Below are 24724 nucleotides of genomic sequence, written 5' to 3' on the forward strand. Positions count from 1 at the left end.
TCCACACCGTCCCGTGGACCGCACTTGACGTGCGGATTGCCAGAAAAAGGAACTGTCATGAAGGTCCATCACCCCCCTGGTCCCGGAGCGCGCGCCCAGCGTCCCGGTGCCTCTAGGCTGAGTTCTCATGAGCGCTCCCGTGTCCGCTGAGACCACCTCCGACGCGCCCCGGCCGCGGGGCCTGCAGGCGCTCCGCAGCCAGGCCGCCGCGGTGCCGCGGCCCTGGCTCCCGGGAGCGGTCGGGTACGCCTGCCTGGCCATCGGGCTGATCGACATCGCCTGCGCGGTCTCGCCCCGGCTGCGGCTCACCCGGGTGCACACCGTGGTCGGTCAACTGCCCGGCGGCACCACCTCGTTGGCCGCCGCCGGCACCCTGATGGTCGGCATGCTGCTGGTGCTGCTCGCGCACGCGCTGCGCCGCCGCAAGGCGCGCGCCTGGCGGGCGGTGTGCGTGCTGCTGCCGGTCGGCGCGACGCTGCACCTGATGCGCTGGCACCAGTTCGGGCAGGCCGCGATCTCGCTGGCGCTGCTCGCCGTGATGCTGGTGCACCGGCGCGAGTTCTACGCCAAGGCCGACCCGCGCACCCGCTGGCGCGCGGTGGCCGCCTTCGTGCTGCTCGGCGCGGTCTCGGTGCTGCTCGGCCTGGTCGTGGTCTCGGTCCGCTGGAAGGCCGAGGTCGGCGACCCGTCGCTGTTCCAGCGGTTGGAGCAGGTCGGCTACGGCCTGTTCGGCTTCGAGGGGCCGGTCCACTACACCTCCGACCGGATCGGCGACCTGGTCGGCTACTCGCTCGGCGGGCTCGGCCTGGTCACCGCCCTCGCCACCGCGTACCTGGCGCTGCGCCCGGAGAAGCCCGAGCCCGAGCTGACCCCCGAGGACGAGCTGAAGGTCCGCGAGCTGCTCGCCCGGCACGGCCGGCGCGACTCGCTCGGCTACTTCGCGCTGCGCCGCGACAAGAGCGTGCTGTTCTCGCCCACCGGCAAGGCCGCGATCTCCTACCGGGTGGTCTCCGGCGTGATGCTCGCCTCCGGCGACCCGGTCGGCGACGTCGAGGCCTGGCCCGGCGCGATCAAGGTCTTCATGGCCACCGCCCGCGAGCACGCCTGGGCGCCCGCCGTGATGGGCTGCTCCGAGGTCGGCGGCGAGGTGTGGACCCGGGAGGCCGAGCTGGACGCGCTCGAACTCGGCGACGAGGCCATCGTCGACACCGCGACCTTCTCGCTCTCCGGCCGCGCGATGCGCAACGTCCGCCAGATGGTCAAGCGGATCGAGCGCAACGGCTACTCCTGCAAGGTCCGCCGGGTCGGCGACCTCGACCTGGAGGAGAAGCGCCGGATCGGCGACGCCGCGGCCCGCTGGCGCGGCACCGACACCGAGCGCGGCTTCTCGATGGCGCTGGGCCGCTTCGGCGACGCCGGCGACGACGAGTGCATCGTGGTCACCGCCCACAAGGCCCCCGAGGACGGGGAGGGCGGCGACGACCTGAAGGCGGTGCTGCACTTCGTCCCCTGGGGCGAGGACGGCATCTCGCTGGAGCTCATGCGCCGCGACCGGGAGGCCGACCCCGGCCTGAACGAGCTGCTGATCGTCGCCGCCCTCCAGGAGGTCGGGGCGATGGGCGTGCGCCGGGTCTCGCTGAACTTCGCGATGTTCCGCTCGGCGCTGGCCCGCGGCGAGCGGATCGGCGCGGGGCCGGTGCTGCGGGCCTGGCGCGGGCTGCTGGTGTTCCTGTCGCGCTGGTTCCAGATCGAGTCGCTGTACAAGTTCAACGCGAAGTTCCAGCCCGTCTGGGAGCCGCGCTTCCTGGTCTACCAGCACACCCGCGACCTCCCGCGGATCGGCTTCGCCGCGATGCAGGCGGAGGCGTTCATCACCCTGGGCATGCCGCGGTTCGGCCGCAAGCGGCAGCGGCAGGGGCTGATGCAGGAGCCGGCGGCGCGCCTGGACAAGGCGGCGTAGCGCGGGACGGCGGGGCCGCGGCGTGCGGCCCCCGCCGACCGGTGCGCCGATAATGGGACGCATGAGCGAGAACGTCCCCGGCCTGCCCGTCCTTGAGCGCTGCGCGGTGATGGGGGTGGTCAACGTCACGCCGGACTCGTTCTCGGACGGCGGGATGTGGCTGGACCCGGCGAAGGCGGTGGCGCACGGGCTGGACCTGGTGGCGCGCGGGGCGGACCTGGTGGACGTCGGCGGGGAGTCGACCCGGCCGGGGGCGGTGCGGGTCACCGAGGCGGAGGAGCTGCGCCGGGTGGTCCCGGTGGTCACCGAGCTGGCCCGGGCCGGCGTGGTGGTCTCGGTGGACACCATGCGGGCGGCCGTCGCCGCGGCGGCCGTCGCGGCGGGCGCCCGGGTGGTCAACGACGTCTCCGGCGGCCTCGCCGACCCGGACATGGCGCGGGTGGTCGCGGAGACCGGCGCGCCGTTCGTGGTGATGCACTGGCGCGGCCAGTCCGCGGACATGGACGCCCTGGCGGTCTACGACGACGTGGTCGCCGACGTGGTGCGGGAACTGACCACCCGGGTGGAGGAACTGCTGGCCGCCGGGGTGAAGGAGGAGCAGCTGATCCTCGACCCCGGCCTGGGGTTCGCCAAGACCGGCGCCCACAACTGGGCGCTGCTGGGCCGACTGGACGCGCTGACGGCACTGGGACGCCCGGTGCTGGTGGCGGCTTCGCGCAAGCGCTTCCTGGGTACGCTGCTGGCCAACCCGGAAACCGGGGAGCTGCGCCCGGCGCGGCAGCGGGACGACGCCACGGCGGCGGTCTCGGTGCTGTCGGCGAAGGCGGGTGCCTGGGCGGTACGGGTGCATGACGTGTCCGGCACGGCTGACGCCGTACGAGTCGTCGCGGCCTGGGAGCAGGCGGCGCAGAGGGGGTAGACGTGGCGGAGGCAGTGAGCGGCGGCAACGACCGGGCGGCGGCGCTGGAGCCGGACGAGGAAGCCGTCCTGGCGGTCAACCAGGCCCTGTACGAGGCGCTGGAGAACGGCGACCTGGAGGCCGTCGAGGCGATCTGGCTCGGGCCGGGCGAGGCGGACGACAAGGGCGGGGTGTTCTGCGTGCACCCGGGCTGGCCCGCGCTGATCGGCCGGGCCCAGGTGACCCGCTCCTACATGCTGATCATGGCGAACACCGAGTACATCCAGTTCTTCCTGACCGACGTCGAGGTCGACGTGCAGGGCGACGTGGCCCTGGTCACCTGCACCGAGAACATCCTGTCCGGCGGCGAGCCGGAGGAGGAGGGCGAGCTCGGGCCGCTGGTCGGCGGCAAGGTGGTCTCGACGAACCTGTTCCGGCGCACCGCGGGCGGCTGGAAGCTGTGGTCGCACCACGGCTCGCCGGTGCTCACCAGCGGGGACGACGAGGACGACGACGAAGAGGACGAGTAGCGCCGCCCGGCCGGTGGCGTCAAGGGCCGCGGCGGCCGGTCCGATCGGGTGGGCGGCCGGGGAGGCGGTCATGGGCCGTCGGTGCTCGAAGGTAGATTCGAGGGGCGGCGGGCGACGGTGCCCGCCGTTCCCCGCCCCACCGCGGGGCCGTCAGCTGGGAGCAGTGATTCTTTTGCTGGACCGCGTCACCCTGCGTGGGCTCCGCGCCCGCGGCCACCACGGCGTCTTCGAGCGCGAGCGCATCGAGGGGCAGACCTTCGTGGTCGACCTGGTGCTGTTCCTCGACACCCGGCCGGCCGCCGCGGGGGACGACCTGACCCGCACCGCGCACTACGGCGTGATCGCGGAGGAGGTCACCGCGGTGATCGCCGGCGACCCGGTCGACCTGATCGAGACGCTGGCCCAGCGGATCGCCGACCAGTGCCTGCGACACGAGGTGGTCGAGGAGGTCGAGGTCACCGTGCACAAGCCGGACGCCCCGATCACCGTCCCGTTCGACGACGTCACCATCACGATCCGCCGGGGCCGCGCCTGACCGCCCCCGGTGGAGCCCGAACAGAGGGAACTCCATTGGCCACGACCGACCCGACCGCCACGCCGACCACGTTCGACCTGCAGGGCAAGGTGGACCGCGTGGAGTCCACCCTGCACAGCCCCCGCACCGCCGCCGTCGCCCTCGGCAGCAACCTGGGCAACCGCCTGGAGACCCTCCAGGGCGCCGTGGACGCGCTGGAGGACACCCCGGGGGTGCGGGTGACCGCGCTGTCCGCCGTCTACGAGACCGACGCCGTCGGCGGCCCCGAGAACCAGCCGAGCTACTTCAACGCCGTCGCGGTGCTGCGCACCTCGCTGCCCCCGCAGGACCTGCTGGAGCGGGCCAACGCGGTGGAGGACGCGTTCGGCCGGGTCCGCGAGGTCCGCTGGGGGCCGCGCACCCTGGACGTCGACGTGCTCGCCTACGAGGGCGTCACCAGCGACGACCCGCAGCTGACGCTGCCCCACCCGCGCGCCCACGAGCGGGCGTTCGTGCTGGCCCCCTGGCAGGATGCCGACCCGGCGGCCGAGGTGCCGGGCCACGGGCCGGTCGCCGACCTGCTGGCGGGCCTCGGCGGCGCCGCGGCGCAGGGCGTGCGGCTCCGGGCCGACCTGCAGCTGCGGCTGCCCGAGTAGGCCCGGACCGGGAGCGGGAACTTCCGGGCGCACGCGGGCGTAGCTCCCTGGGGGCGCGGCCGGGCCGGTACGGTGGCCTGGTCGCGACGCCCCGCCGTCGAAGCCACTGGAAGGAAGCCCGTCCGCGTGAAGCCGCTCCGTCTCCGCCTGCTGCTCGGCATCACCGCGATCACGGGGCTGCTGTCCTGGGGCGGCGCCCGGCTGTGGGACTCGCTGGGCACCCTGCCCGGGGTGCCCGCCTACGCGCCGTACGTGCTGGCGGCGATCGCCGTGGTGCTGCTGGCCGCGGCGATCTCGCTGCGCTCCCGGCTGAAGGCGGTGCGCGAGCGGCAGCCCGGCGCCAAGGGCGTCGACCCGCTGCACGCGGCCCGGGCGCTGGTGCTGGGGCAGGCCAGCGCGCTGGTGTCCGCGGTGGTGACCGGGATCTACGCGGGCGTCGGGGTGTTCCTGCTCGGCTCGCTGGAGGTCGCGGCCCGCCGCACGCAGGCGGCCACCGCGCTGTTCGCGGTGATCGCGGGCGCGGCGGTGATCGCGGTGGCGCTCTGGCTCCAGCACATCTGCAAGCTCCCCGAGGACCACGACGACCCCGAGCACCCGCGCGGGACGGCCGCCCCCTCGCGCTGACCCCCCGTCACCCGGCCGTCGCCTCCGGTGGCCGACACGGACTGTCAAGGCCCGAAAAGGGGGCGAGGCTGACAGCGCCGCGATTCGCACGCTAGTTTCTAGCCATGTCTCGCGGACGCCACCGTCATTCCTCCCTCCTCGGCCGGCTGCTGCCCCCGGCCGCCTCCGGCGTGCTCGTGGTCGCTGCGGTGGCCGCCCTGGTGGCCAGTCCGGACCAGGTCGTGGCCCGCTCGGTCGGGGTCGCCGCCGTGGTCGCCGTGGTCGGCCTGGCCCTGGTGCTGCGCCAGCGCGACCGGGCCGCCCGGACCGCCGCCGAACTCGCGGTGGTGCGCCGGCTGCGCGCCGAGGAGCGCTACGAGGAGCAGATCGCCGAGGCCGAGTACGCCGCCGAGGTGGCCGAGGAGCGCGCCACCCGGTTCGGGCGGCGGCTGACCGCGGAGAAGTCCCGGCTGGCGAAGGCCGAGACGGAGATCGCCCGGCTGCTGCGCGAGCGCGCCGTGATGGTCGCCGAGCAGGCCATGAAGGAGGCCGAGGCGACCCGCCGGGCCCTGGAGGCCGCCCGCCCCAAGCACCCGGTCACGCCCGCCTCCTACGTCCGCGCGCAGGCCGCGGTGCGGCACCTGGAGCGGCAGGCGGCGGCCGCCGAGGCGCGCCGCGAGGTGGACGAGCGGGCCCAGGTCGAGCTGCGCCCGAAGATGCCCGACCCGGTGCCGGCCGGCGGCTCGGCCGCGCTGCGCCCGGTCGGCCCGGCCCTGCCCGCGCCGGAGGCCGCCCGCCCGCACGTGCCCGCGCCGCAGCGGCCGCGGGCCACCGCGTTCAGCTTCTTCGGCCGCCCCGGCACGGCCCGGGCCGCGCTGCGGGCCGGTGCCCCGGCGCCCGCCGTCGGCGACCTGGCGGACGTGGTGGGCGACGAGGCGCTGGCCGACAGCGAGCGCTACGCGGTGCTGGACGGCGCCCCGGTGGACGCCGCGCAGCCGCCCGCGCACCAGGCCGTGGAGCAGCCGCCCAGCCACCGGCACGCCGAGTCGGACACCGAGCCCGAGGTGGTCGACCTGACCGCGCACGACGAGACCGAACTGCTGGAGCTGCCCGAGCTGCGGGCCGGCCGCTCCTGACGCACCGCCCACGCGCGACGGCCCCCCGGAAGGCTCCGGGGGGCCGTCGCGCGTGCGGTGCGGGTCAGACGTTCACGCCGAAGTCCTGGGCGATGCCGACCAGGCCGGAGGCGTAGCCCTGGCCGATGGCGCGGAACTTCCACTCGTCGCCGTTGCGGTACAGCTCGCCGAAGATCATCGCGGTCTCGGTGGCGGCGTCCTCGGAGAGGTCGTACCGGGCGATCTCGGCGCCGCCGGCCTGGTTGACCACCCGGATGTAGGCGTTGCGGACCTGGCCGAAGCTCTGGCCGCGGTTGGTGCCGTCGTAGATGGTCACCGGAAAGACGATCTTGGTGACGTCGGCGGGCAGCGCGGCCAGGTTGACGTTGATCGACTCGTCGTCGCCCGCGCCCTCGCCGGTGCGGTTGTCGCCGGCGTGCACCACGCTGCTGTCCGGGGTGCTGGTGTTGTTGAAGAAGACGAAGTGCCGGTCCGAGTAGACCTTGCCCTCGGCGTTCAGGACGATCGCGCTGGCGTCGAGGTCGAACTCGGCACCGGTGGTGGTGCGCACGTCCCAGCCGAGGCCGACGGCGACCGCGGCCAGGCCGGGGGCCTCCTTGGTCAGCGAGACGTTGCCACCCTTGGTGAGGCTCACGGGCATGGTCTGTGGTGTCCCTTCGGTCGGTTTTGCCCAGAGAACGCGGGACGGGCGGCAGTTGGTTCCACCGCTCGGTGAACGGACGGATTCCTTCCGCGCGGACGCCCGCCGCGACTCAGATTCTCGGGTAGCGGCCCTGCACGGTCCAGACGTTCGGGTTGTCGGCGAGTCCCTCGTGCAGCTCGGTCAGGTCGGCCAGCACGTCCTGCAGGAAGTCCCGGGCCTCCCGGCGCAGTTCGGCGTGCCGCACCACCAGGGGCTCGTCGTCCGGACGCCAGGTGGCGGTGATCTCCACCCAGCCGAACCGGCGGGCGAAGCGCAGCAGCTCGGTGTTCTGGGTGAAGTCCAGGTCCTCGGTGCGCACCCGGGCCTCCCGGCTGCCGCGCGGGTCCTCGTCGAGCCGCTCGACGACGTCGCACACCGCCCAGGCGAAGTCCAGCACCGGGACCCAGTGCCAGCGGGTCTCCAGCCCGGCCCCCTCGTCCGTCTCCAGGTACACGTCCCCCGCGAACAGGTCGTGCCGCAGCGAACGGACCGACGCGGTGCGGTAGTCGGTCTGCGGGGGGTCGGGGAAGCGGGTGGAGAGGGAGTAGCCGAGCTCGATCACGCCGCCATTGTGCCCGCTCGGCCGGGGCGGCCGCGCCCGGCCGGGGCGGCTTAACCAGGTGACGGGGGGCCGGGGCGGACGGGATGATGGGCGCATGACTGAGCCCGTGCGCGTACGGGGTTCGGTGGTCGTCCCCGACGCCGAGCTCGTCTGGCGCTTCTCCCGATCCTCCGGCCCCGGCGGGCAGCACGTGAACACCTCGGACTCGAAGGTCGAGCTGCGGTGGGACCTGGCGGCCTCCGAGGCGCTGCCGCCGGTGTGGAAGGAGCGCGCCCTGGAGCGGCTGGCCTCCCGGCTGGTGGACGGCGTGCTGGTGGTCCGGGCCTCCGAGCACCGCTCGCAGTGGCGCAACCGCGAGGTGGCCGCGGCCCGGCTGGCCGCGCTGCTGGGGGAGGCCACCGCGCCGCCGCCGAAGACCCGGCGGGCCACCAAGCCGAGCCGCGGCATGGTCGAGCGGCGGCTGGAGAACAAGCGGCACCGCTCCGGGCTCAAGCAGGGCCGCGGCCGGATCCGCCCGGAGTGACGGCCGGTCAGCCCAGCTGCCGGTAGCCGCCGCGCAGGTACAGCAGCGGCCGCCCGGCCGGGGCGGGCACCCCGGCGGCCAGCACCCGGCCGAGCACCAGGACGTGGTCGCCGGCCGCGATCCGCTGCTCGGTGCGGCACTCCACGGTGGCCAGCGCGCCGTCGATCAGCGGGGCGCCGCTGTGCGGGCCGCGCCGCCAGGCGGCGTCGGCGAACAGCAGCCGGTCGCTGAGCCGGCCCTTCATCGCGAACCGGGAGGCGAGCGTGCGGTGCTCCTCGGCGAGCAGCGACACCGCCCAGGTCTCGGCCCGGGCCAGCAGTTCGTCCATCCGCGAGTCCGTGCGCACCGAGACCAGCACCAGCGGCGGCTCCAGCGACACCGACAGGAACGAGGTGGCGGTCATCCCCGCGTCCTCGCCGTCCTCGGGGTCGTGCACGGTCAGCAGCGAGACGCCCGCAGCGAGTTGGCCGAGGGCGGCCCGGAACTCCTCGGGGGTGGCGCCGGCCGCCGCCGCGGGGGCGGGGGCCGCGGGGGCGGGGGCGGCGGGGGACTGCTGGGAGCTGTACACGTACCGCACGGTAGTCGCCGGTCGGGTGCGCCGGTATCGGGCCGTGGTCGTAGTCCGGTCGTAGGTCCGGTCGGGCCTCGGTCGCAAACCGCTTGATCATTATGTGATTTGAGTCACAGTCACCGGCTATTGCTGACCGAGCGTGCCTATCGCAGTGCTCGCTGTGATTCAGTTCTTCTGGCAATCGGACGACAACCTTTCAAGAACCATCCGAAGCAGCCGGGGAGCCCCCGCATGGAAGCCGAGTCGGAGCCCTACGTCCGCCTCGCGACCCTCCGCACCTTGCACCGGGTCGTGGCGGACCTCAACGCTGCCCGGAGCCTGGCGGGAACCCTCCAGGCGGTCGTCGAGGGCGCGGTCCACGGGCTCGGGTTCGACGCCGCCGCGGTCAGCCTGGTGCGTCCCGACGGCGACCTGGTGGTCGCCGCCGTCTGGGAGATCGAGGAGAGCGCCTTCGGCGGCCCCGCCGTCCTGCTCGGCCAGGTCGGCTCCCGCGAGTCCTGGGAGCGGATGCTCCAGGTCGCCGACCACTGGGGCACCCTGCGCTTCCTGCCGCACGACCGCGGCTGGGCCATCGCCACCGACGTCCCCACCTGGACCGGGAACGGCCCGATGCCGGTCTACGGCAACGACTGGCACCCCTCCGACGTCCTGCTCGCGCCGATGTACAGCGCCGGCGGCGACCTGCTCGGCATCCTCTCGGTCGACCGCCCGCGCAGCGGCAAGCGCCCCGGCGCGTGGACCCGCGAGGCCCTGGAGATGTTCTCCCTGCAAGCCTCCATAGCCATCGGCAACGCCCGGCTGCGCGCCGAGATGCAGCGCGCCCTGGCCCGGCTGGAGAAGGAGCAGCAAGCCCTGCGGGCCAGCGAGGAGTCCTTCCGGCAGGCCTTCGAGTACGCCCCCAGCGGGATGGCCATCACCGAACTGCACGGCGACACCACCGGCCAGCTCAGCCGGGTCAACGACGCCCTGTGCCGGCTGCTGGGCCGCCCCCGGGCCGCGCTGCGCCAGCAGCGCTTCGTCGACCTGGTCCACCCCGACGACCTGGAGCTGCTGCTGCGCACCAGCGCCGAGGGCGGCCGGGCCGAACTTCGGCTGTCCCGCCGGGACGGCGGCTACCAGTGGGTCTGCCTGCGCAACTCGGTGGTCGCCGACGCCGCCGAGGGCCCCAGCTTCCTGCTCACCCACGTCGAGGACATCGAGGACCGCAAGCGGCACGAGCTCCAGCTCGCCCACCGGGCCAGCCACGACGCGCTCACCGGCCTGCCCAACGGCGCCGAGCTGCGGGCCCGGCTGGCCCGCCGACTCTGTCCGGCCGCCCTGCCGCCCGCCGGGATACCCGGCCAGGGCCCGCCCCCCGGAGCGCCCCACCCGGGCGCCCACACCGCCCAGGACGGCCGCCAGGCCGCCGGGGCGCCCGCACCCCACGCGCACGGCTACGCGGCCCCCGACGGGGCCCTGGAGCGCGACCGGGCCGCCTTCGCGGCCGACGGGGCGCCGCACCACGGCGGCGCCCCCGCCCACCACGTGCACGCCGTGGTCCCCGCCGAGCAGCCCCCCGCCGAGCGCGACCTGTGGCACGGCCACCGCCGCGGCTCCGCCCCGGGCGGCGAGCGCGGCCTGGCCGTCCTCTACTGCGACCTGGACGGCTTCAAGCTGGTCAACGACCGGCACGGCCACAACACCGGCGACGCCGTCCTGATCGAGATCGCCCGCCGCCTCCAGCAGGTCGTCCGGGAGGGTGACACGGTGGCCCGGATGAGCGGCGACGAGTTCGTCGTCCTCGCCGACAACATCGGCCGCGAGGAGGCCAAGGAACTGGCCGGCCGGCTGCGCAGCGCGATCCTGCCGCCGATGCGGATCGACAACCGGGCGGTCCGGGTCGGCGTCAGCCTCGGCATCGGCTGGGCCGGCTGCGGGATGAGCATCGACGAGGTGCTGCACTCCGCGGACGAGCGGATGTACGACGAGAAGCGCACCCGGGGCGGCGCCGCCCGCGGCGCCCGGGGCGAGCGCTCGCACCGCCGGGCGGGCTGAGGACCGGGCGGCGCGGGCGCGGGGCGCGCCCGCCTGGCCGGCCGACCGCTTGGCCCCCGCTCATCGAGGGCGGGTAGGGTGCCCTGGGTACGGAGCAGACCAGTCCAGGGGAGTCGAACGTGACCACGCCCGGCAACAGCGGCGCAGCGCCCGAGGGCGCGGGCGAGGAAGACCCCTTCGCGTACCTGTACCGCCCGGCCGAGGGCGAGCAGCCCGCCGCCGAGCGCCCCCGCAGCGGCTACCAGCGTCCGATGGAGGTCGGCCGGGCCAGCTACGGCGAGCGGCCGACCTACCCGCAGGCCCCGCCGCCGCCCGGCTACGGCCAGGGCCCGGCCGCCCCGCACGAGCCCACCACGGCGCTGCCCCAGCAGCCCCGGTACGCCGAGCGCTCCCGGCCGCGGCCCGGCGAGGAGCGGCCCGCGGGCCGAGGCAAGGCCGCGATCATCGGCGCCGTCGCGGTGGTCGCCGCGATCGCGATCGGCGCGGGCGTCGCGCTCTCCACCGGCGACCCGGGCGGCAAGCCCAGCGCCGCCGACGCGACCGGCAAGGCCCCGGCCACCGCAGCCGCCGACACCCCCGCACCCAGCCCGAGCACCGCGGAGAGCAGCGCCGCGCCCAGCCCGAGCGCCGCGAACGAGCCGTTCGGCGACGCGTCCAAGCTGCAGGCGACGGGCGCCGCCACCGACAGCACGGTCAAGGGCGCGATCTCCGCCGACGGCAGCTACCTGGTCCTGCAGGCCGGCTCGTCCTTCACCTGGACGGTCAACTCGGACGCCGGCGGGCAGACCAAGTTCTGGCTGCACTTCAACAACACCGGCGCCGACCAGCCGGCCCAGGTCACCGTCAACGGCAAGGACCACCCGAACGGCGTGACCTTCAAGAACTACTCCAAGAACCCGGCCGCCGACCCGGCCCAGTCGTGGTTCAGCACCAACATATGGCCGGTGCTGCAGGCCGGGTCGAACACCATCACGCTGACCGTCCCGGCCGGGGCGAGCAACCCGGTGCTGCTGGACCAGGTCGCGCTGACGCCGATGAGCGTCAACGACTACCCGAAGTAGCCGGCCGCGGGGCCCGCGGCGGTCCGGGCCGCCGCGGACACCACCCGGGCCAGCTGCTCGACGGTGGCCGCCATCGCGTCCCGGGCCGCCGACAGGTAGCCGCGCGGGTCGGTGACGGCGGGGTGGGCGGCCAGCCGGGCCCGGATCGCCGGGGTGCAGGCGAGGTTGAGCGCCGTCCCGATGTTGACCTTCACCATGCCGGCGGCGACCGCCTCGGCGAGCGCGTCGTCCGGGACGCCGGAACTGCCGTGCAGGACCAGCGGGACCGGGACGGCGGCGGCCAGCGCGCGGATCAGCGCGTGGTCCAGCGCGGCGGTCCGGGTGGTCATCGCGTGCGAGGAGCCGACCGCGACGGCCAGCGCGTCGACGCCGGTCTCGGCGACGTAGCGGGCGGCCTCGGCCGGGTCGGTGCGGGCGCCGGGGGCGTGCGCGCCGAGCGGGGGCGCGCCGTCCTTGCCGCCGACCCGGCCGAGTTCGGCCTCCAGGTGCAGGCCGTGGCGGTGGGCCCAGGCGGTGGCCTCCGCAGTGGCCTTGACGTTCTCGTCGTGCGGCAGCGCGGAGGCGTCGAACATCGCCGAGGAGAACCCGGCACCGGGCGCGGCGCGCAGCAGGTCGGGGTCCTCGACGTGGTCCAGGTGCAGCGAGAGCGGGACGCGGGCGGCGGCGGCCACCTCGGCGCAGGCGCGGGCGATCGGCAGCAGCCGGCCGCCCCGGTAGGCGATCGCGTTCTGGCTGAGCTGGAGGACGGCCGGGGTGCCGGCGGCCTCGGCGCCGGCCGCGATGGCCTCGGCGTGCTCCAGGGTGATCACGTTGAACGCGGGCAGGCCGCGCCGTTCGGCGACGGCGGCGGCGAGCAGGTCACGGGTACGGGCGAGCGGCAAGGCGGGAGCTCCCGGTGGGGTGAGTAGCGAGGCGCAGGATCCGCTACCCACCCGACCGCGGCGCGTGTCGGGCGGACCCGGCCGCCCCGGTCGGGGCGGCGGCGGGTCAGGCCGGGTTGCCGGCCCTGGCGAAGCGGTCCGCGCCGACGATCCACTCGCCGCGGCGCATCACCGCGACGAGTTCGTAGCTGTCGGAGTCGAGGACGACCAGGTCGGCGTTCTTTCCGGCCTCCAGGGTGCCGATGGTGTCGCCCAGGCCCATCAGCCGGGCGGGGACGGTGGACAGCGAGGTGACGGCCTGGTTCAGGGACAGGCCGAGGACGGTGACGGCGCGCTGGAAGGAGACGTCCAGGGTGAGGGTGGAGCCGGCGATCGAGCCGCCCTCGACCAGCCGGGCCACGCCGTCCTCGACCCGGACCTGCAGCGGGCCGAGCGGGTACAGGCCGTCGCCCATGCCGGCCGCGCCCATCGCGTCGGTGATCAGCGCGACGCGCTCGGCGCCGGCCGTGCCGTAGGCCAGCTCGACCACCGAGGGGTGCAGGTGGATGCCGTCGTTGACCAGCTCGACGGTGACCCGCTCGTCCTCCAGCAGGGCGACGATCGGGCCGGGCGCGCGGTGCTGGATGCCCGGCATCGCGTTGAACAGGTGGGTGGCCACCGTGGCGCCGGCGTCGATCGCCCGCAGGGTGACCTCGTAGTCGGAGTCGGTGTGGCCGACGGCGGCGATGATGCCGAGGTCGGACAGCATCCGCACCGACTCCAGGCCGCCGGGCAGCTCCGGGGCCAGGGTGAACATCCTGGTGTGGCCGCGGCCCGCGTCGGCGAGCTTGCGCACCAGCGCCGGGTCCGGGTCGCGCAGCAGGTCGGGGCGGTGGGCGCCGCACCGGTTGTGCGAGATGAACGGGCCCTCGAAGTGGATGCCGGCCAGGACGCCGTCCTCGACGAGCTCGGAGAGCACCGCCGCCTGGCGGCAGACCTCGTCGATCTCGCCGGTGACGGTGGAGGCCATCGTCGTGGTGGTGCCGTGCTCCAGGTGCGTGCGGGCGGCGGTGAGCGCCTCCTCGGCGATCCCGGAGGCGTACGAGGCGCCGCCGCCGCCGTGCACGTGCAGGTCGACGAAGCCGGGGACGACGGTGTACCCGGTCAGGTCGAGGTCGCTCGGCTCGGCCTCGCCGCCGAGGCCCGCGATGCGGGTGCCCTCCACGGCGAGCCGGCCGGCGTCGATCACCCCGCCGGGCAGCACCAGTCGGGCTCCGGCCAGTGCAGTACGGTCCGCGGTCACGCGGTCACCTCCATCGAGAGCAGGTCCCAGGCGAGCAAGCCGGCGCCCAGGGACGCGGCGGTGTCTTTGAGCATGGCCGGAACGACCTTCGGGGGCATCTGGAAGGTCAGCCGCTCGGTCACCGCCGCGCGCAGCGGCGTGAAGAGCGTGTCGCCAGCCTCGGCCAGCCCGCCGCCGACGATCACCGTGGACGGGTCGAGCAGGCTCTGCGCCAGCACGATGCCGTCGGCGAGCGCGTCCACCGCGTCCTGCCAGACCGCGAGGGCCCGCAGGTCGCCGGCGTCGACGGCGCTCGCGCAGGCGGCGGCGTCGGCCTCCGGGTCGCCGCTGGCGCCGGCCCAGGCCCGGGAGACCGCGGAGGCCGAGGCCAGGGTCTCCAGGCAGCCGCGGGCGCCGCAGCCGCACTGCGGGCCGCCGGGGCGGACCACCACGTGGCCGATCTCGCCGCCGTAGCCGTGGGCGCCCGCCTCGATGGCGCCCTCGATGCCGATCGCACCCGCGATGCCGGTGCCCAGCGCGATGAACAGGAAGCGCTCGACCCCCTGCCCGGCGCCGACCCGGCCCTCGGCGAGGCCGCCGGAGCGGACGTCGTGGCCGAGGGCGACCGGGATGCCGCCGAGGCGCTCGCCGAGCAGCTTGCGCATCGGCAGGTCCCGCCAGCCGAGGTTGGCCGAGAAGACCGCGATCCCGTTCTTCTCGTCGATCGTCCCCGGCACGGCGACGCCCGCCGCGAGGGGGGCGGCACCGAACCGGGTGCGGCCCTCCTGCGCCAGGTCGGCGGCGAAGTCGAGGATGGTGGCGACGACGGCGTCGGGGCCGTGCTCCCGCCCGGTCGGTCGGCGTGCCTCGAAGAGCACGGAGCCGTCCTGGGCGACCAGCGCGGCCTTCATGCCGGTGCCGCCTACATCGAGTGCGATGACGTACTTCACGTAGGACAGTTTTCCTTGGCCGGGTCTAAGAGGTCTAGTCCAGTTGCTCGATTGGTCTGGTCCTGAGAGGTGAGGTTTATCGCTCTTTGCCGTCTCCTGGGCGGTTTGGGTGGCGAAGCCGTTACAGGCCGTACGGTCGGGCGGGGCTCAGCCGAGCACGATCGAGCGGGTCAGGTTGCGCGGCCGGTCCGGATCCAGGCCGCGGTGCGCGGCCAGCGCGACGGCCAGCCGGTGCACCCGGACCAGGTCGGCCAGCGGGTCCAGCCCGCCCGCCCCCGAGTCGGCCACCAGCCGGCCGCCGACCGCGGCGACCTCGCCGGCCAGGCCCGCGGGCAGCTCGCCGAACATCCAGGCCGCCCGGCCCGGGGCGGTGATCGAGACCGGGCCGTGCCGGTACTCCATCGCCGGGTACGCCTCGGTCCAGGCGAGCGCGGCCTCGCGCATCTTCAGCCCGGCCTCCTGGGCCAGGCCGTTGGTCCAGCCCGCGCCCAGGAAGGACACCTGCTCCAGCGCCACCAGCTCCCGGGGCACCTGCCAGGCGACCGCCCGCTCGGCGTCCGCGGCGGCCTCGGCGACCGTGCGCACCCCGGCCGGGAGGGCCTCCTCCAGCTCCAGGTGGGCGCGCAGCAGGGCCAGCACGGTGGTGGCGAAGCGGGTCTGCACCACCGAGCGCTCGTCGGCGAAGCCCAGGTCGACCAACTGCCCGGCGGCCGCGGCCACCGGCTGGTCGGGGCAGGCGGTGATCGCGGTGGTCGGCAGGTCGGTGCCGGCCAGCAGGCGCAGCACCTCGGTGGTGGTGCCGGAGCGGGTGATCGCCAGCACCCGGTCGTAGCGGCGGGCGGGCGGGAACTCGGAGGCGGCGAAGGCGTCGGTCTCGCCGTGGCCGCCGGCCTCGCGCAGCGCGGCGTACGCCTGGGCCATGAACCAGGAGGTGCCGCAGCCGACCACCGCCACCCGCTCGCCGCGCCGCGGCAGCCCGGCCGGGCCGCTCGCGGCCAGTGCGGCGGCGGTGCGCCAGTTCCCGGGCTGGGTGGCGATCTCCTGGGTGGTGAGGGACGGCTGCGGCATGGGCGAGGGCTCCTTCGGCTTCCCCGGGGACCGCGCACGGGCGAGGGTGAGCACCGTGCGCAAAGCTGATTGATTTATAGCCGTTTCGCGCATGAGTGCGCAATGAGGGGGGTGGAGGTCGGGTGTGCGAAGCTGTCCCGGCCGGGCGCGGGGCCGCCCGGGGCGAGCGCGGGAGGAGCGGGGACGGTGTCCAGGTACGAGCGGTGGAACGCGCTGCTGGAGCTGCTGGCCGAGCACGGGAAGCTGGACGTCGAGGAGGCGGCCGGCGCGCTGGACGTCTCGGCCGCGACCATCCGCCGCGACCTCGACCAGCTGGCCCGCCAGCAGATGCTCACCCGCACCCGCGGCGGCGCGGTGGCGCACAGCGTCTCCTACGACCTGCCGCTGCGGTACAAGACCGCCCGCAACGCCGACGCCAAGCAGCGGATCGGCGCCCTGGTGGCCGGCCTGGTCGCCCCCGGCGAGGTGGTCGGCCTGAACGGCGGCACCACCACCACCGAGGTGGCCCGGGCGCTGGCCGTCCGCCCCGACCTGGTCGAGCACCCCGAGGGCGGCCAGCGCCTCACCGTGGTCACCAACGCGCTCAACATCGCCAACGAGTTGACGGTCCGTCCGCAGGTGAAGATCGTGGTCACCGGCGGCGTCGCCCGCCCCCAGTCGTACGAGCTGATCGGCCCGCTGGCCGCCCAGGTGCTCGGTGAACTCGCCCTGGACACTGCGGTGTTGGGCGTGGACGGGTTCGACGCCGAGCACGGTGCGACCGCGCACCACGAGGGCGAGGCGGCGGTCAACCGGCTGCTCGCCGAGCGGGCCCGGCGGGTGGTGGTGGCCGCCGACTCCTCCAAACTGGGCCACCGGGCCTTCGCCCGGATCTGCGGCCTGGAGACCGTCGACACCCTGGTCACCGACGACCAGGTGCCGGACGCGGTGGCGGCCGCCTTCGCCGCCGCCGGGGTCACCGTCCTGACCGCATGAGGGTTCGCATAACGGACAGTTGTGCAGTCCACGTTGCGCGTGGCGCAACCTGATCTGACACTTCGATAACTTCCTTGCCTATTCGCCCCCAGAGGTCTGGACCACCGCGAGCGGTAGCTGTCAGGGTCGCGCCTGAAACCCTCCCGAAGGCGGTCCCCCCTTGAAGCGATCAGCGCTGATCCCCGTCCCCCTCGTCGGATGCCTGCTGCTGTCCGGCTGCGGCGTCCTGTCCGGCGGTGGAGGGGTGACGCTGAGCCTGGTCGCGGCCGACTACGGCACCAACGACTCCAACAGCAGCAGCAACTACTGGAACAAGCTGGCCAAGGACTTCGAGGCCGCCAACTCCGGCATCAAGGTGCACGTCGACGTGGTGCCCTGGAGCGACATCGACAAGCACGTCGCCGACCTGATCGCCAAGGGCGACACCCCCGACGTCGTGCAGACCGGCGGCTTCGCCGACCAGGTCGCCGCCGACCGCCTCTACCCCGTCGGCGACGTGCTCTCCATGGAGACGCAGGCCAACCTGCTGGACTCCTTCAACAAGGCCGGCCAGGTCCTCGGCAGCCAGTACGGCATCCCGTTCATCTCCTCCAGCCGGGTCTTCGTCTACAACAAGGCGATCTTCCAGAAGGCCGGGATCAGCGCCCCGCCCACCACCTGGGAGGAGCTGCGCAAGGACGCCGAACTGATCAAGACCAAGGTCCCGAACGTCATCCCGTACGCGCTGCCGCTCGGCCCCGAGGAGGCCCAGGCCGAGTCGATGATCTGGACGATGAGCGGCGGCGGCGCGCTCTCCGACAGCGTCGGCAACTACACCATCGACAGCCAGCAGAACCGCGACACCTTCAAGTGGCTGCGCACCAACCTGGTCGACAAGGGCCTGACCTACCCCGACCCCGGCGAGGTCGACCGCAAGACCGCCTTCACCGCCTTCACCAAGGGCGAGGTCGCCATGCTCAACGGCCACCCCGCCCTGCTCAAGGACGCGGCCGCGGCCGGCATCGAGTACGGCACCGCCGCCGTCCCGCGCAAGAGCGCCGACGTCAAGGACGTCTCCTTCGGCGTCGCCGACTGGCTGATGGCCTTCAAGGCCAACGGGCACCGGGCGGAGATCAAGAAGTTCCTCAACTTCACCCTCTCCAAGCAGAACACCCTGGAGTTCGACGAGGAGTACAACATGCTCCCCGTCACCCAGGACACGCTGGAGGACATGTCGGAGAACCCCCAGCACCAGGACCTCACCCAGTTCCTGCAGAACCTGCCCAACGCCAACTTCTACCCCTACGGCGCCCCCTCCTGGGACAAGGTCAGCAGCCTGATCAAGAAGCAGGTGGGCGGCGCGGTGAAGAGCGGCGGCGACCAGGTGCTCGGCGACCTGCAGGCGACCGCCGCGTCCGAGGCGTCCAAGAGCCGCCAGGGCTGAGGGCCGCCGGGGCCGGAGCCGCCAGGGCTGACGGACCGGGTGCTTAACCTGGAGGCATGGCCGAACTGACCGAACGCGACCGGGCGGTACTCGCACTGGAAGCCCGCGGGTGGCGGACCGCCGGCGCCAAGGAACAGGCGATCCGGCAGGAGCTCGGCATCTCCGCCACCCGCTACTACCAGCTGCTCAACGCCCTGCTCGACCGCGCCGAGGCGCTCGCCCACGACCCGGTCCTGGTCAACCGGCTGCGCCGGGTCCGGCAGGCGCGGCGGGACGCCCGGCAGTGAGCCGGACCGGTCGCCGCGCGCCGCGGACGCCGGGACCGGCGCAGGCCCGCCGGACCGGTCGCCGCCCGCTGACGCCCGCCGACCGGTAGCGTCGGGGGCATGGGAATCGCCGAACAGATCACGACCCAGGCGGGGCGGACCGGACTGGCGGGCCTGCTCGCCGACCCGAAGTCCGCAGTCGTGGGGCTCGACTTCGACGGCACGCTCGCCCCGATCGTCGCCGACCCGGAACGGGCCCGCGCCCACCCCGGCGTCGTACCCGCCCTCTCCGCGCTCGCCCCGCTGATCGGCGCGGTCGTGGTGGTCACCGGGCGGCCCGCCGCCACCGCCGCCTCCTACGGCGGCTTCGCCGCCGCCCCCGGCCTCGAACACCTCACCGTCCTCGGCCACTACGGCGCCGAGCGCTGGGACGCGAGCAGCAACGCCGTCACCGCCGCCCCGCCCCCGCCCGGGGTGGCCGCCGTCCGGGACGAACTCCCCTCGCTGCTCCGCGAACTGGGCGCCCCCGAGGGCACCTTCGTGGAGGACAAGGAACGGGCCCTGGCCGTCCACACCCGGCGGGCCCCCGACCCGGACGCGCTGCTGGAGCAACTGCGCGGACCGCTCGGCGAGTTGGCCCACCGCCGGGGACTGGTCGTGGAGCCCGGCCGGATGGTCCTCGAACTGCGGCCGCCGGGCGTCGACAAGGGCGTCGCCCTCCGGGAGTTCCTGGCGGAACGGGACGCCGGCCCGGTGCTCTTCGCCGGCGACGACCTCGGCGACCTCGCCGCCTACGCGGAGGTGGCCGCCCGCCGCGCAGCCGGCCACCCGGGCCTCCTGGTCTGCAGCGGCCCCGTCACCGGCGAACCCCCGGTCGCGGAGCTGGCCGAACGCGCGGACCTGGTGGTGGCGGGGCCGGCGGGGGTGGTCGACCTGCTGAACGGGCTGACGGAACTGCTGCGCTGAGGAAGGGCGTCCGCCGGGGCGCGCGACGGGACGCGCACCGGCAGGACGGGCACCGGCAGGACGGGCACCGACAGGGGCGCGGGGAACCGCGCCCCTGGTGCCGCTTCGGTCGGCGGCGGTTCAGAGGGCGTGGAGCTGGTCCAGGAACCACTGTTGGGGCGGGAGGGCGGTGGCTGCGGCGGCGAGGCGCTTGGTGCGGTCGGTGCGCTCGGCGGCGGGCATGGCGAGGGCCTCGGTGAGGGCCTCGGCGGTGGCGATGACGTCGTAGGGGTTGACGTTGATCGCGTCGTCGGCGAGTTCGGCGTGGGCGCCGGCCTCGCGGGACAGGACGAGGGCGCAGCCCCGGTCGGAGACGACGGGGACCTCCTTGGCGACCAGGTTCATGCCGTCGCGGATCGGGTTGACCAGGGCGACGTCGGCGAGCCGGTACGCGGCGAGGGAGCGCGGGAAGTCGTCGTTGACGTGCAGGATGAGCGGCTGCCAGTCGTCGGTGCCGAACTCGGCGTTGATCTCCCCGGCGAGGCGCTGCACCTCGGCGGTGTAGTCGCGGTACTCGGCGAGGTCGGTCCGGGAGGGGTAGGCGAAGGCGATGTGGACGACGTTGCCGAGCCACTCGGGGCGGGTGCGCAGCAGGTGCCGGTAGGCGAGCAGGCCGCGGACGATGTTCTTGCTGAGTTCGGTGCGGTCGACCCGGACGATGGTGCGCCGGTCGCCGACGGCCTCGCGCAGGGCGGCGAGGCGTTCGTCGACGTCGGGCCGGTGCGCGCGTTCGCGCAGGAACTCGGCGTCGGCGCCGAGGCCGTGCACGCCGAGCCGGGTGGTGCGGCCGCCGTGCGTGACGGTGAGGGCGTCCCGGTCGACCTGCGCGCCGAGGACGGCCTCGCAGCAGTCGGCGAAGGCGAGGGCCCAGCGGCGGGTCAGGAAGGCGGCCCGGTCGGCGCCGAGGATGCCTTCGAGGACGGCGGCGGCGACGTCGTCGGGCAGCAGCCGGTAGTAGTCCGGCGGGGCCCAGGGGGTGTGCGAGAAGTGGCCGATCCGCAGGTCGGGGCGGAGTTCCCGGAGCAGCGCGGGGGCGAGCGAGAGGTGGTAGTCCTGCACCAGGACGGCCGCGCCGGGGGCGGCCTCGGCGGCGAGGGCCTCGGCGAAGGCGGCGTTGTACGCCCGGTAGGCGGCCCACTCGGTGCGGAAGCCGGCGTCGAAGGCGGGCTGCACGGGCGTCTGGTAGAGCAGGTGGTGGACGAACCAGAGGGTGGAGTTGGCGACGCCGTTGTAGGCGCGGGCGAAGGTCTCCGGGTCGATGTCCAGCATCCGGACGGCCTGCCCGCCGACGTCGTGCCCGGCCAGGTCGAGGCGCCCGTCGGGGGCCTGCCGGGCGGCGGTGCGGTCGGCGTCGGAGAGCGCGGCGCAGACCCAGACCGCGTTCGGGTCGTCGATCGCGGAGAGCCCGGAGACCAGCCCGCCGCCGCCTCTGCGGAGGGTCAGCGAACCGTCGTCCTCCGTGCGGAAGGACACCGGGCCGCGGTTGGAGGCCACCAGGATCGGGGCGGCTCCGGACTGCTGGGGGCGTTCGGACACGTGATCGGCCATACAGCCAACCTTGCCGTGCGATCAGCCGACCAAACCACTCGGCGCGGCCCGCGCCGGGTGAACTCTCGGGGTCGGCCGCCGCTCCCGAAGCCGTCCGGGGCCGGAACCGCGGGCCGGAACCGCGGGCCGGGACGGGCGCGGGGCGGCGGTTCAGCGGTCGCGGTACTCGGGGAGGGTGGCCACCGGGGGCCGTTCGGTGGCCGGGACGGGGTGGGTGCGCGGGGTGAAGCCCGCCGCGGTGCGGCTGTACTGGGTGAGCAGCGGGCGGACCAGGTCCGGGTCGGCCTTGAGGCGGTGGGTGCGGTCCAGGCGTTCCAGCGCGGTGCGGTAGATGGTGGCGGCCATCCGGCCGAGGGCCTGGCCGTCCTGGTGCCGGTGGTGCCGCACGCCGACGTCGACCTGGGCCAGCGCGTCCAGGCCGGCCAGCTCCAGGGCGTCGACCAGCAGGCCCAGCTCGACGCCGTAGCCGGTCGGGAAGGGCAGCCGCTCCAGCAGCGCGCGGCGGGCCGCGTACTCGCCGCCGAGGGGCTGGACGAAGCCGGCGAGCTGCGGCCAGTGCAGGCTGAGCAGCGGGCGGGCGACCAGTTCGGTGACCCGGCCGCCGCCGGCCGGGACGACGGCGCCGTCGGCCTCGAAGGGGCGGTCGTACATGGCCTTGACCAGTTGCAGGGCCGGGTCGGTGAGCAGCGGGCCGATGATGCCGGAGACGAAGGCCGGGTCGAACTCGCGCAGGTCGGCGTCGACGAAGCAGACGATCGCGCCGCTGGTGGCGAGCAGCGAGCGCCACAGCACCTCGCCCTTGCCGGGCTCGGCGGGCAGCCGGGGCAGGATCTCGTCCCGGTGCACCACCCGGGCGCCGGCGGCGGCCGCGGCGGCGGCGGTGCCGTCCTGCGAGCCGGAGTCGACCACCACCAGCTCGTCCACCAGCGGGACGCGTTCGACCAGCTCGGTGCGGATCGCGGTGACGATCTCGCCGACGGTGGACTCCTCGTCCAGGGCGGGCAGCACCACGCTGACCGTGCCGGCCGGGCCGGCGGCCCGTTTGGCGGCCAGCAGCAGGTCGAGCGGCCGGTCGGCGGCCGTCCACGAACGGCGGCGCAGCCAGTCGGCCACCTCCGGCAGTACCCCGGGCTCGGGCTGCTCCGGCAAGTCTCGCTCCCTGTCTCGGTTCGTCTCGGGTGTCGGACGCGGGGGTGGGTCCGCCCGGGCCTTCGGATACAGTCTTCGTATTGCGACCGTGCCTTCGCACGCGGGGGTCGCTCGCAGCGTACGACCACAACTTCACAGAGCTCATCCAGAGGGACTGAGGGAACGGCCCGTTGAAGTCCCGGCAACCCTCCCGCACGGCCAGCAGGCCCGGCGGGACAGGTGCCAATTCCGTCCCGGACGCGACCGCGATCCGGGGAAGATGAGGAGAAAGGGCCTCGCCACCATGGCTGTTGACACCGCCGCATCCACCGCCGTCGACCTCGGTCCCGCGACCGCGCTGTCCTGTCGCGAGTGCGGTGCGCGCTCCCCGCTCGGTCCGGACTTCGCCTGTCCCGAGTGTTTCGGCCCGCTGGAGATCGCCTACGACTACGCGGGCTACGACGCGGAGGAGCTGCGCAAGCGGATCGAGGCCGGCCCGGCGTCGATCTGGCGCTACGCCCCGCTGCTGCCCGTCCCGGCCGACGTGGCCGACAAGCCGAACCTGAACCCGGGCTGGACCCCGCTGGTGAAGGCCGACAACCTGGGCCGCGAGCTGGGCTTCACCGGCCAGCTGTACGTCAAGGACGACTCGGGCAACCCGACCCACTCCTTCAAGGACCGGGTGGTGGCCTGCGCGATCGAGGCCGCCCGCGCCTTCGAGTTCACCACCCTCTCCTGCTCCTCCACCGGCAACCTGGCCGGCGCGGTGGGCGCCGCGGCCGCCCGGGCCGGCTTCAAGTCCTGCGTGTTCATCCCGCACGACCTGGAGCAGGGCAAGGTCGTGATGGCCGGGGTGTACGGCGGCGAGCTGGTCGGCATCGACGGCAACTACGACGACGTGAACCGCTTCTGCTCCGAACTGATCGGCGACCCGGCCGGCGAGGGCTGGGGCTTCGTGAACGTCAACCTCCGCCCGTACTACGGCGAGGGCTCCAAGACCCTGGCGTTCGAGATCTGCGAGCAGCTCGGCTGGCGGCTGCCCGACCAGATCGTCATCCCGATCGCCTCCGGTTCCCAGCTCACCAAGATCGACAAGGGCCTGCAGGAGCTGATCAAGCTCGGCCTGGTCGAGGACAAGCCGTACAAGATCTTCGGCGCCCAGGCCGAGGGCTGCTCCCCGGTCTCCGTCGCCTTCAAGGCCGGCCGCGACGTGATCAAGCCGGTCAAGCCGGACACCATCGCCAAGTCGCTGGCGATCGGCAACCCGGCCGACGGCCCGTACGTGCTGGACATCGCCCGCCGCACCGGCGGCGCGGTCGAGGACGTCACCGACGCCGAGGTGGTCGAGGCGATCAAGCTGCTCGCCCGCACCGAGGGGATCTTCGCCGAGACCGCGGGCGGCGTCACCGTGGGCGTGCTGAAGAAGCTGGTCGAGACCGGCCAGCTGGACCCGTCCAAGGAGACCGTCGCGATCAACACCGGCGACGGCCTCAAGACCCTCGACGCGGTCTCCGACGCCGGCATGGCCGCCGTGATCCGCCCGACGCTGGAGTCCTTCCGCGCCGCCGGCCTCGCCACCGCCTGACACCCAGCCGCAGGACACCCCCCACGCCCCGACCCCACGCCCGAGGAGCCCGCATGAGCGCCAACGTCCGCATCCCGACCATCCTGCGCACCTACACCGGCGGCGCCGCCGAGGTGACCGCCGAGGGCGCCACCCTGGCCGCCCTCATCGCGGACCTGGAGGCGAACCACGCCGGCATCGCCGCCCGCCTGCTGGACGACACCGGCAAGCTGCGCCGCTTCGTCAACGTGTACGTGAACGACGACGACGTGCGCTTCGCCGAGGGCCTGGAGACCGAGATCAAGGACGGCGCCTCGGTGTCGATCATTCCGGCGGTGGCGGGCGGCTGCTGACCGCCCCGCATTCCCGCGGCCGCCGTTTGGTTCGGAATTCAATTTTCCGGACCGGACGGCGGCTTCGTGTTCGGCCGGGCCCATTGCCCTCGTTACCTGCGGTTTTCCCGCCGGGCGGGGCGGCGGAATTCCGCCGAGGGTCGGGGAGTAGAGTTCCGGTCAGGTCCGTTACCCCCCACGGCCCGGTTCAATCCCCCTTTTTCTGCACCGCCCTGCGCCTCCCCGCACCGCACCGCACCGCGCCCCGCCCGTGCAGGACCCCGCTCCGCCCCGCCCGTCGGGACCGGCGCCGGCCCGGCCCGCCGCCCTTTCTCGCCCGACGCGGTCCGGTGCCGCCCGTTCTGTCAGGCCGCCGTCAGAATTGTTCCGGCGTTTTGCGGTGCCGCGTCCGATATGTCCAGTGGCAATTGTCGGGCAGTGCGCCTTTCGCCCCGGCATATCCCCTGCGGGGCCCGGAGTTTCCCCGGAAATTGGGCCTGTTGCAGAGGGCGCATATCCGGATACATTCAGCCGCGACAGAGGCTGCGCCGTACGGGGGGGAGTCCCCAGGCCGGCCTTCCAGACCTCCGGGT

At 74.4% G+C, this 24724-nt stretch carries 25 protein-coding genes and 1 riboswitch; of the genes, 16 read left to right on the top strand and 9 right to left on the bottom strand.

From position 1 onward, the window contains the following. Positions 1 to 127 precede the first annotated feature (127 nt). The 7 genes from ACWEO5_RS07865 to ACWEO5_RS07895 all read left to right on the top strand — a co-directional run bounded on the left by ACWEO5_RS07865 (position 128) and on the right by ACWEO5_RS07895 (position 6297). A complete protein-coding gene (locus ACWEO5_RS07865; protein ID WP_452161143.1) occupies positions 128 to 1960 on the top strand; it encodes a phosphatidylglycerol lysyltransferase domain-containing protein in 1833 nt (610 codons plus the stop codon). 52 nt (positions 1961 to 2012) lie between these two features. Beyond that, positions 2013 to 2879, top strand: coding sequence for a dihydropteroate synthase (gene folP / locus ACWEO5_RS07870; protein ID WP_452161145.1), 867 nt, complete (start codon positions 2013 to 2015; stop codon positions 2877 to 2879). 2 nt (positions 2880 to 2881) lie between these two features. Next, positions 2882 to 3388, top strand: coding sequence for a nuclear transport factor 2 family protein (locus ACWEO5_RS07875; RefSeq protein ID WP_452161147.1), 507 nt, complete (start codon positions 2882 to 2884; stop codon positions 3386 to 3388). Between the two features lie 175 nt (positions 3389 to 3563). Then, positions 3564 to 3923 carry a dihydroneopterin aldolase gene (gene folB, locus ACWEO5_RS07880; RefSeq protein ID WP_033250583.1) on the top strand — a complete coding sequence of 120 codons (360 nt, stop codon included), beginning with the start codon at positions 3564 to 3566 and terminating at the stop codon, positions 3921 to 3923. Positions 3924 to 3958: 35 nt separating this feature from the next. Beyond that, the gene (gene folK, locus ACWEO5_RS07885) at positions 3959 to 4558 is read left to right on the top strand and encodes a 2-amino-4-hydroxy-6-hydroxymethyldihydropteridine diphosphokinase (RefSeq protein ID WP_452161149.1); all 600 of its coding nucleotides are present in this window, start codon (positions 3959 to 3961) and stop codon (positions 4556 to 4558) included. A 126-nt stretch (positions 4559 to 4684) separates the two neighbouring features. Beyond that, positions 4685 to 5182 (top strand): DUF3180 domain-containing protein, encoded by a 498-nt coding sequence (locus ACWEO5_RS07890; protein WP_452161151.1) that lies wholly within the window; start codon positions 4685 to 4687, stop codon positions 5180 to 5182. A 104-nt stretch (positions 5183 to 5286) separates the two neighbouring features. Then, positions 5287 to 6297 (top strand): hypothetical protein, encoded by a 1011-nt coding sequence (locus ACWEO5_RS07895; RefSeq protein WP_452161153.1) that lies wholly within the window; start codon positions 5287 to 5289, stop codon positions 6295 to 6297. Positions 6298 to 6361: 64 nt separating this feature from the next. On the opposite strand, the gene ACWEO5_RS07900 is transcribed toward ACWEO5_RS07895, so the two are convergent. Together ACWEO5_RS07900 and ACWEO5_RS07905 are read right to left on the bottom strand one after the other, a co-directional pair. Then, positions 6362 to 6937 (bottom strand): TerD family protein, encoded by a 576-nt coding sequence (locus ACWEO5_RS07900; RefSeq protein ID WP_452161155.1) that lies wholly within the window; start codon positions 6935 to 6937, stop codon positions 6362 to 6364. Between the two features lie 112 nt (positions 6938 to 7049). Further along, the gene (locus ACWEO5_RS07905; protein ID WP_344554977.1) at positions 7050 to 7541 is read right to left on the bottom strand and encodes a hypothetical protein; all 492 of its coding nucleotides are present in this window, start codon (positions 7539 to 7541) and stop codon (positions 7050 to 7052) included. A 94-nt stretch (positions 7542 to 7635) separates the two neighbouring features. Between ACWEO5_RS07905 and arfB the strand changes: the two genes are divergently transcribed. Beyond that, positions 7636 to 8064, top strand: a complete 429-nt coding sequence (arfB, locus tag ACWEO5_RS07910) for an alternative ribosome rescue aminoacyl-tRNA hydrolase ArfB (RefSeq protein ID WP_344554979.1) — start codon at positions 7636 to 7638, stop codon at positions 8062 to 8064. Positions 8065 to 8071: 7 nt separating this feature from the next. Here arfB and ACWEO5_RS07915 read toward each other — a convergent pair whose 3' ends face one another. Beyond that, positions 8072 to 8632, bottom strand: coding sequence for a flavin reductase family protein (locus tag ACWEO5_RS07915; protein WP_452161158.1), 561 nt, complete (start codon positions 8630 to 8632; stop codon positions 8072 to 8074). Positions 8633 to 8866: 234 nt separating this feature from the next. Here ACWEO5_RS07915 and ACWEO5_RS07920 point away from each other — a divergent pair, with 234 nt between their 5' ends. After that, positions 8867 to 10669, top strand: a complete 1803-nt coding sequence (locus tag ACWEO5_RS07920; protein ID WP_452161160.1) for a diguanylate cyclase domain-containing protein — start codon at positions 8867 to 8869, stop codon at positions 10667 to 10669. Positions 10670 to 10788: 119 nt separating this feature from the next. After that, positions 10789 to 11730, top strand: coding sequence for a hypothetical protein (locus tag ACWEO5_RS07925; protein WP_452161162.1), 942 nt, complete (start codon positions 10789 to 10791; stop codon positions 11728 to 11730). Here the strand turns inward: ACWEO5_RS07925 and ACWEO5_RS07930 are convergent. The 4 genes from ACWEO5_RS07930 to ACWEO5_RS07945 all read right to left on the bottom strand — a co-directional run bounded on the left by ACWEO5_RS07930 (position 11718) and on the right by ACWEO5_RS07945 (position 15890). Continuing rightward, complete coding sequence (locus tag ACWEO5_RS07930) at positions 11718 to 12611, bottom strand: class II fructose-bisphosphate aldolase (protein WP_452161164.1); 894 nt, start codon at positions 12609 to 12611, stop codon at positions 11718 to 11720. The genes ACWEO5_RS07925 and ACWEO5_RS07930 overlap by 13 nt on opposite strands. 106 nt (positions 12612 to 12717) lie before the next feature. Beyond that, complete coding sequence (nagA, locus tag ACWEO5_RS07935) at positions 12718 to 13893, bottom strand: N-acetylglucosamine-6-phosphate deacetylase (protein WP_452161166.1); 1176 nt, start codon at positions 13891 to 13893, stop codon at positions 12718 to 12720. Continuing rightward, positions 13890 to 14822, bottom strand: coding sequence for an ROK family protein (locus ACWEO5_RS07940; RefSeq protein ID WP_452161168.1), 933 nt, complete (start codon positions 14820 to 14822; stop codon positions 13890 to 13892). The genes nagA and ACWEO5_RS07940 overlap by 4 nt, the downstream gene beginning before the upstream one ends. Positions 14823 to 14969: 147 nt before the next feature. Beyond that, positions 14970 to 15890 (bottom strand): SIS domain-containing protein, encoded by a 921-nt coding sequence (locus tag ACWEO5_RS07945; RefSeq protein ID WP_452161170.1) that lies wholly within the window; start codon positions 15888 to 15890, stop codon positions 14970 to 14972. Positions 15891 to 16076: 186 nt separating this feature from the next. Here ACWEO5_RS07945 and ACWEO5_RS07950 point away from each other — a divergent pair, with 186 nt between their 5' ends. From ACWEO5_RS07950 to otsB, 4 genes are all read left to right on the top strand, one after another. Then, positions 16077 to 16865, top strand: a complete 789-nt coding sequence (locus ACWEO5_RS07950) for a DeoR/GlpR family DNA-binding transcription regulator (protein WP_452161172.1) — start codon at positions 16077 to 16079, stop codon at positions 16863 to 16865. 160 nt (positions 16866 to 17025) lie between these two features. Next, entirely contained in the window at positions 17026 to 18288 is a 1263-nt protein-coding gene (locus tag ACWEO5_RS07955) for an extracellular solute-binding protein (protein ID WP_452161174.1), read from the top strand. Between the two features lie 56 nt (positions 18289 to 18344). Continuing rightward, the gene (locus tag ACWEO5_RS07960; RefSeq protein ID WP_452161176.1) at positions 18345 to 18575 is read left to right on the top strand and encodes a DUF3263 domain-containing protein; all 231 of its coding nucleotides are present in this window, start codon (positions 18345 to 18347) and stop codon (positions 18573 to 18575) included. Positions 18576 to 18674: 99 nt separating this feature from the next. Beyond that, positions 18675 to 19520, top strand: a complete 846-nt coding sequence (gene otsB, locus ACWEO5_RS07965) for a trehalose-phosphatase (protein WP_452161178.1) — start codon at positions 18675 to 18677, stop codon at positions 19518 to 19520. Between the two features lie 120 nt (positions 19521 to 19640). Here otsB and ACWEO5_RS07970 read toward each other — a convergent pair whose 3' ends face one another. Both ACWEO5_RS07970 and ACWEO5_RS07975 read right to left on the bottom strand, forming a co-directional pair. Further along, positions 19641 to 21107 (bottom strand): alpha,alpha-trehalose-phosphate synthase (UDP-forming), encoded by a 1467-nt coding sequence (locus tag ACWEO5_RS07970; protein WP_452161180.1) that lies wholly within the window; start codon positions 21105 to 21107, stop codon positions 19641 to 19643. Positions 21108 to 21257: 150 nt separating this feature from the next. Beyond that, positions 21258 to 22256: a glucosyl-3-phosphoglycerate synthase gene (locus ACWEO5_RS07975; RefSeq protein ID WP_452161182.1), complete on the bottom strand. Its 999-nt coding sequence runs from the start codon at positions 22254 to 22256 to the stop codon at positions 21258 to 21260. A 138-nt stretch (positions 22257 to 22394) separates the two neighbouring features. Further along, positions 22395 to 22522: riboswitch (SAM riboswitch) on the top strand. A gap of 17 nt (positions 22523 to 22539) precedes the next feature. Here ACWEO5_RS07975 and thrC point away from each other — a divergent pair. Both thrC and ACWEO5_RS07985 read left to right on the top strand, forming a co-directional pair. Beyond that, complete coding sequence (gene thrC, locus ACWEO5_RS07980) at positions 22540 to 23820, top strand: threonine synthase (RefSeq protein WP_452161184.1); 1281 nt, start codon at positions 22540 to 22542, stop codon at positions 23818 to 23820. Between the two features lie 53 nt (positions 23821 to 23873). Continuing rightward, positions 23874 to 24152: a MoaD/ThiS family protein gene (locus ACWEO5_RS07985; RefSeq protein ID WP_344555009.1), complete on the top strand. Its 279-nt coding sequence runs from the start codon at positions 23874 to 23876 to the stop codon at positions 24150 to 24152. The last annotated feature ends 572 nt before the right edge of the window (positions 24153 to 24724 follow it).

The organism is Kitasatospora sp. NPDC004272 (genome assembly GCF_053603035.1).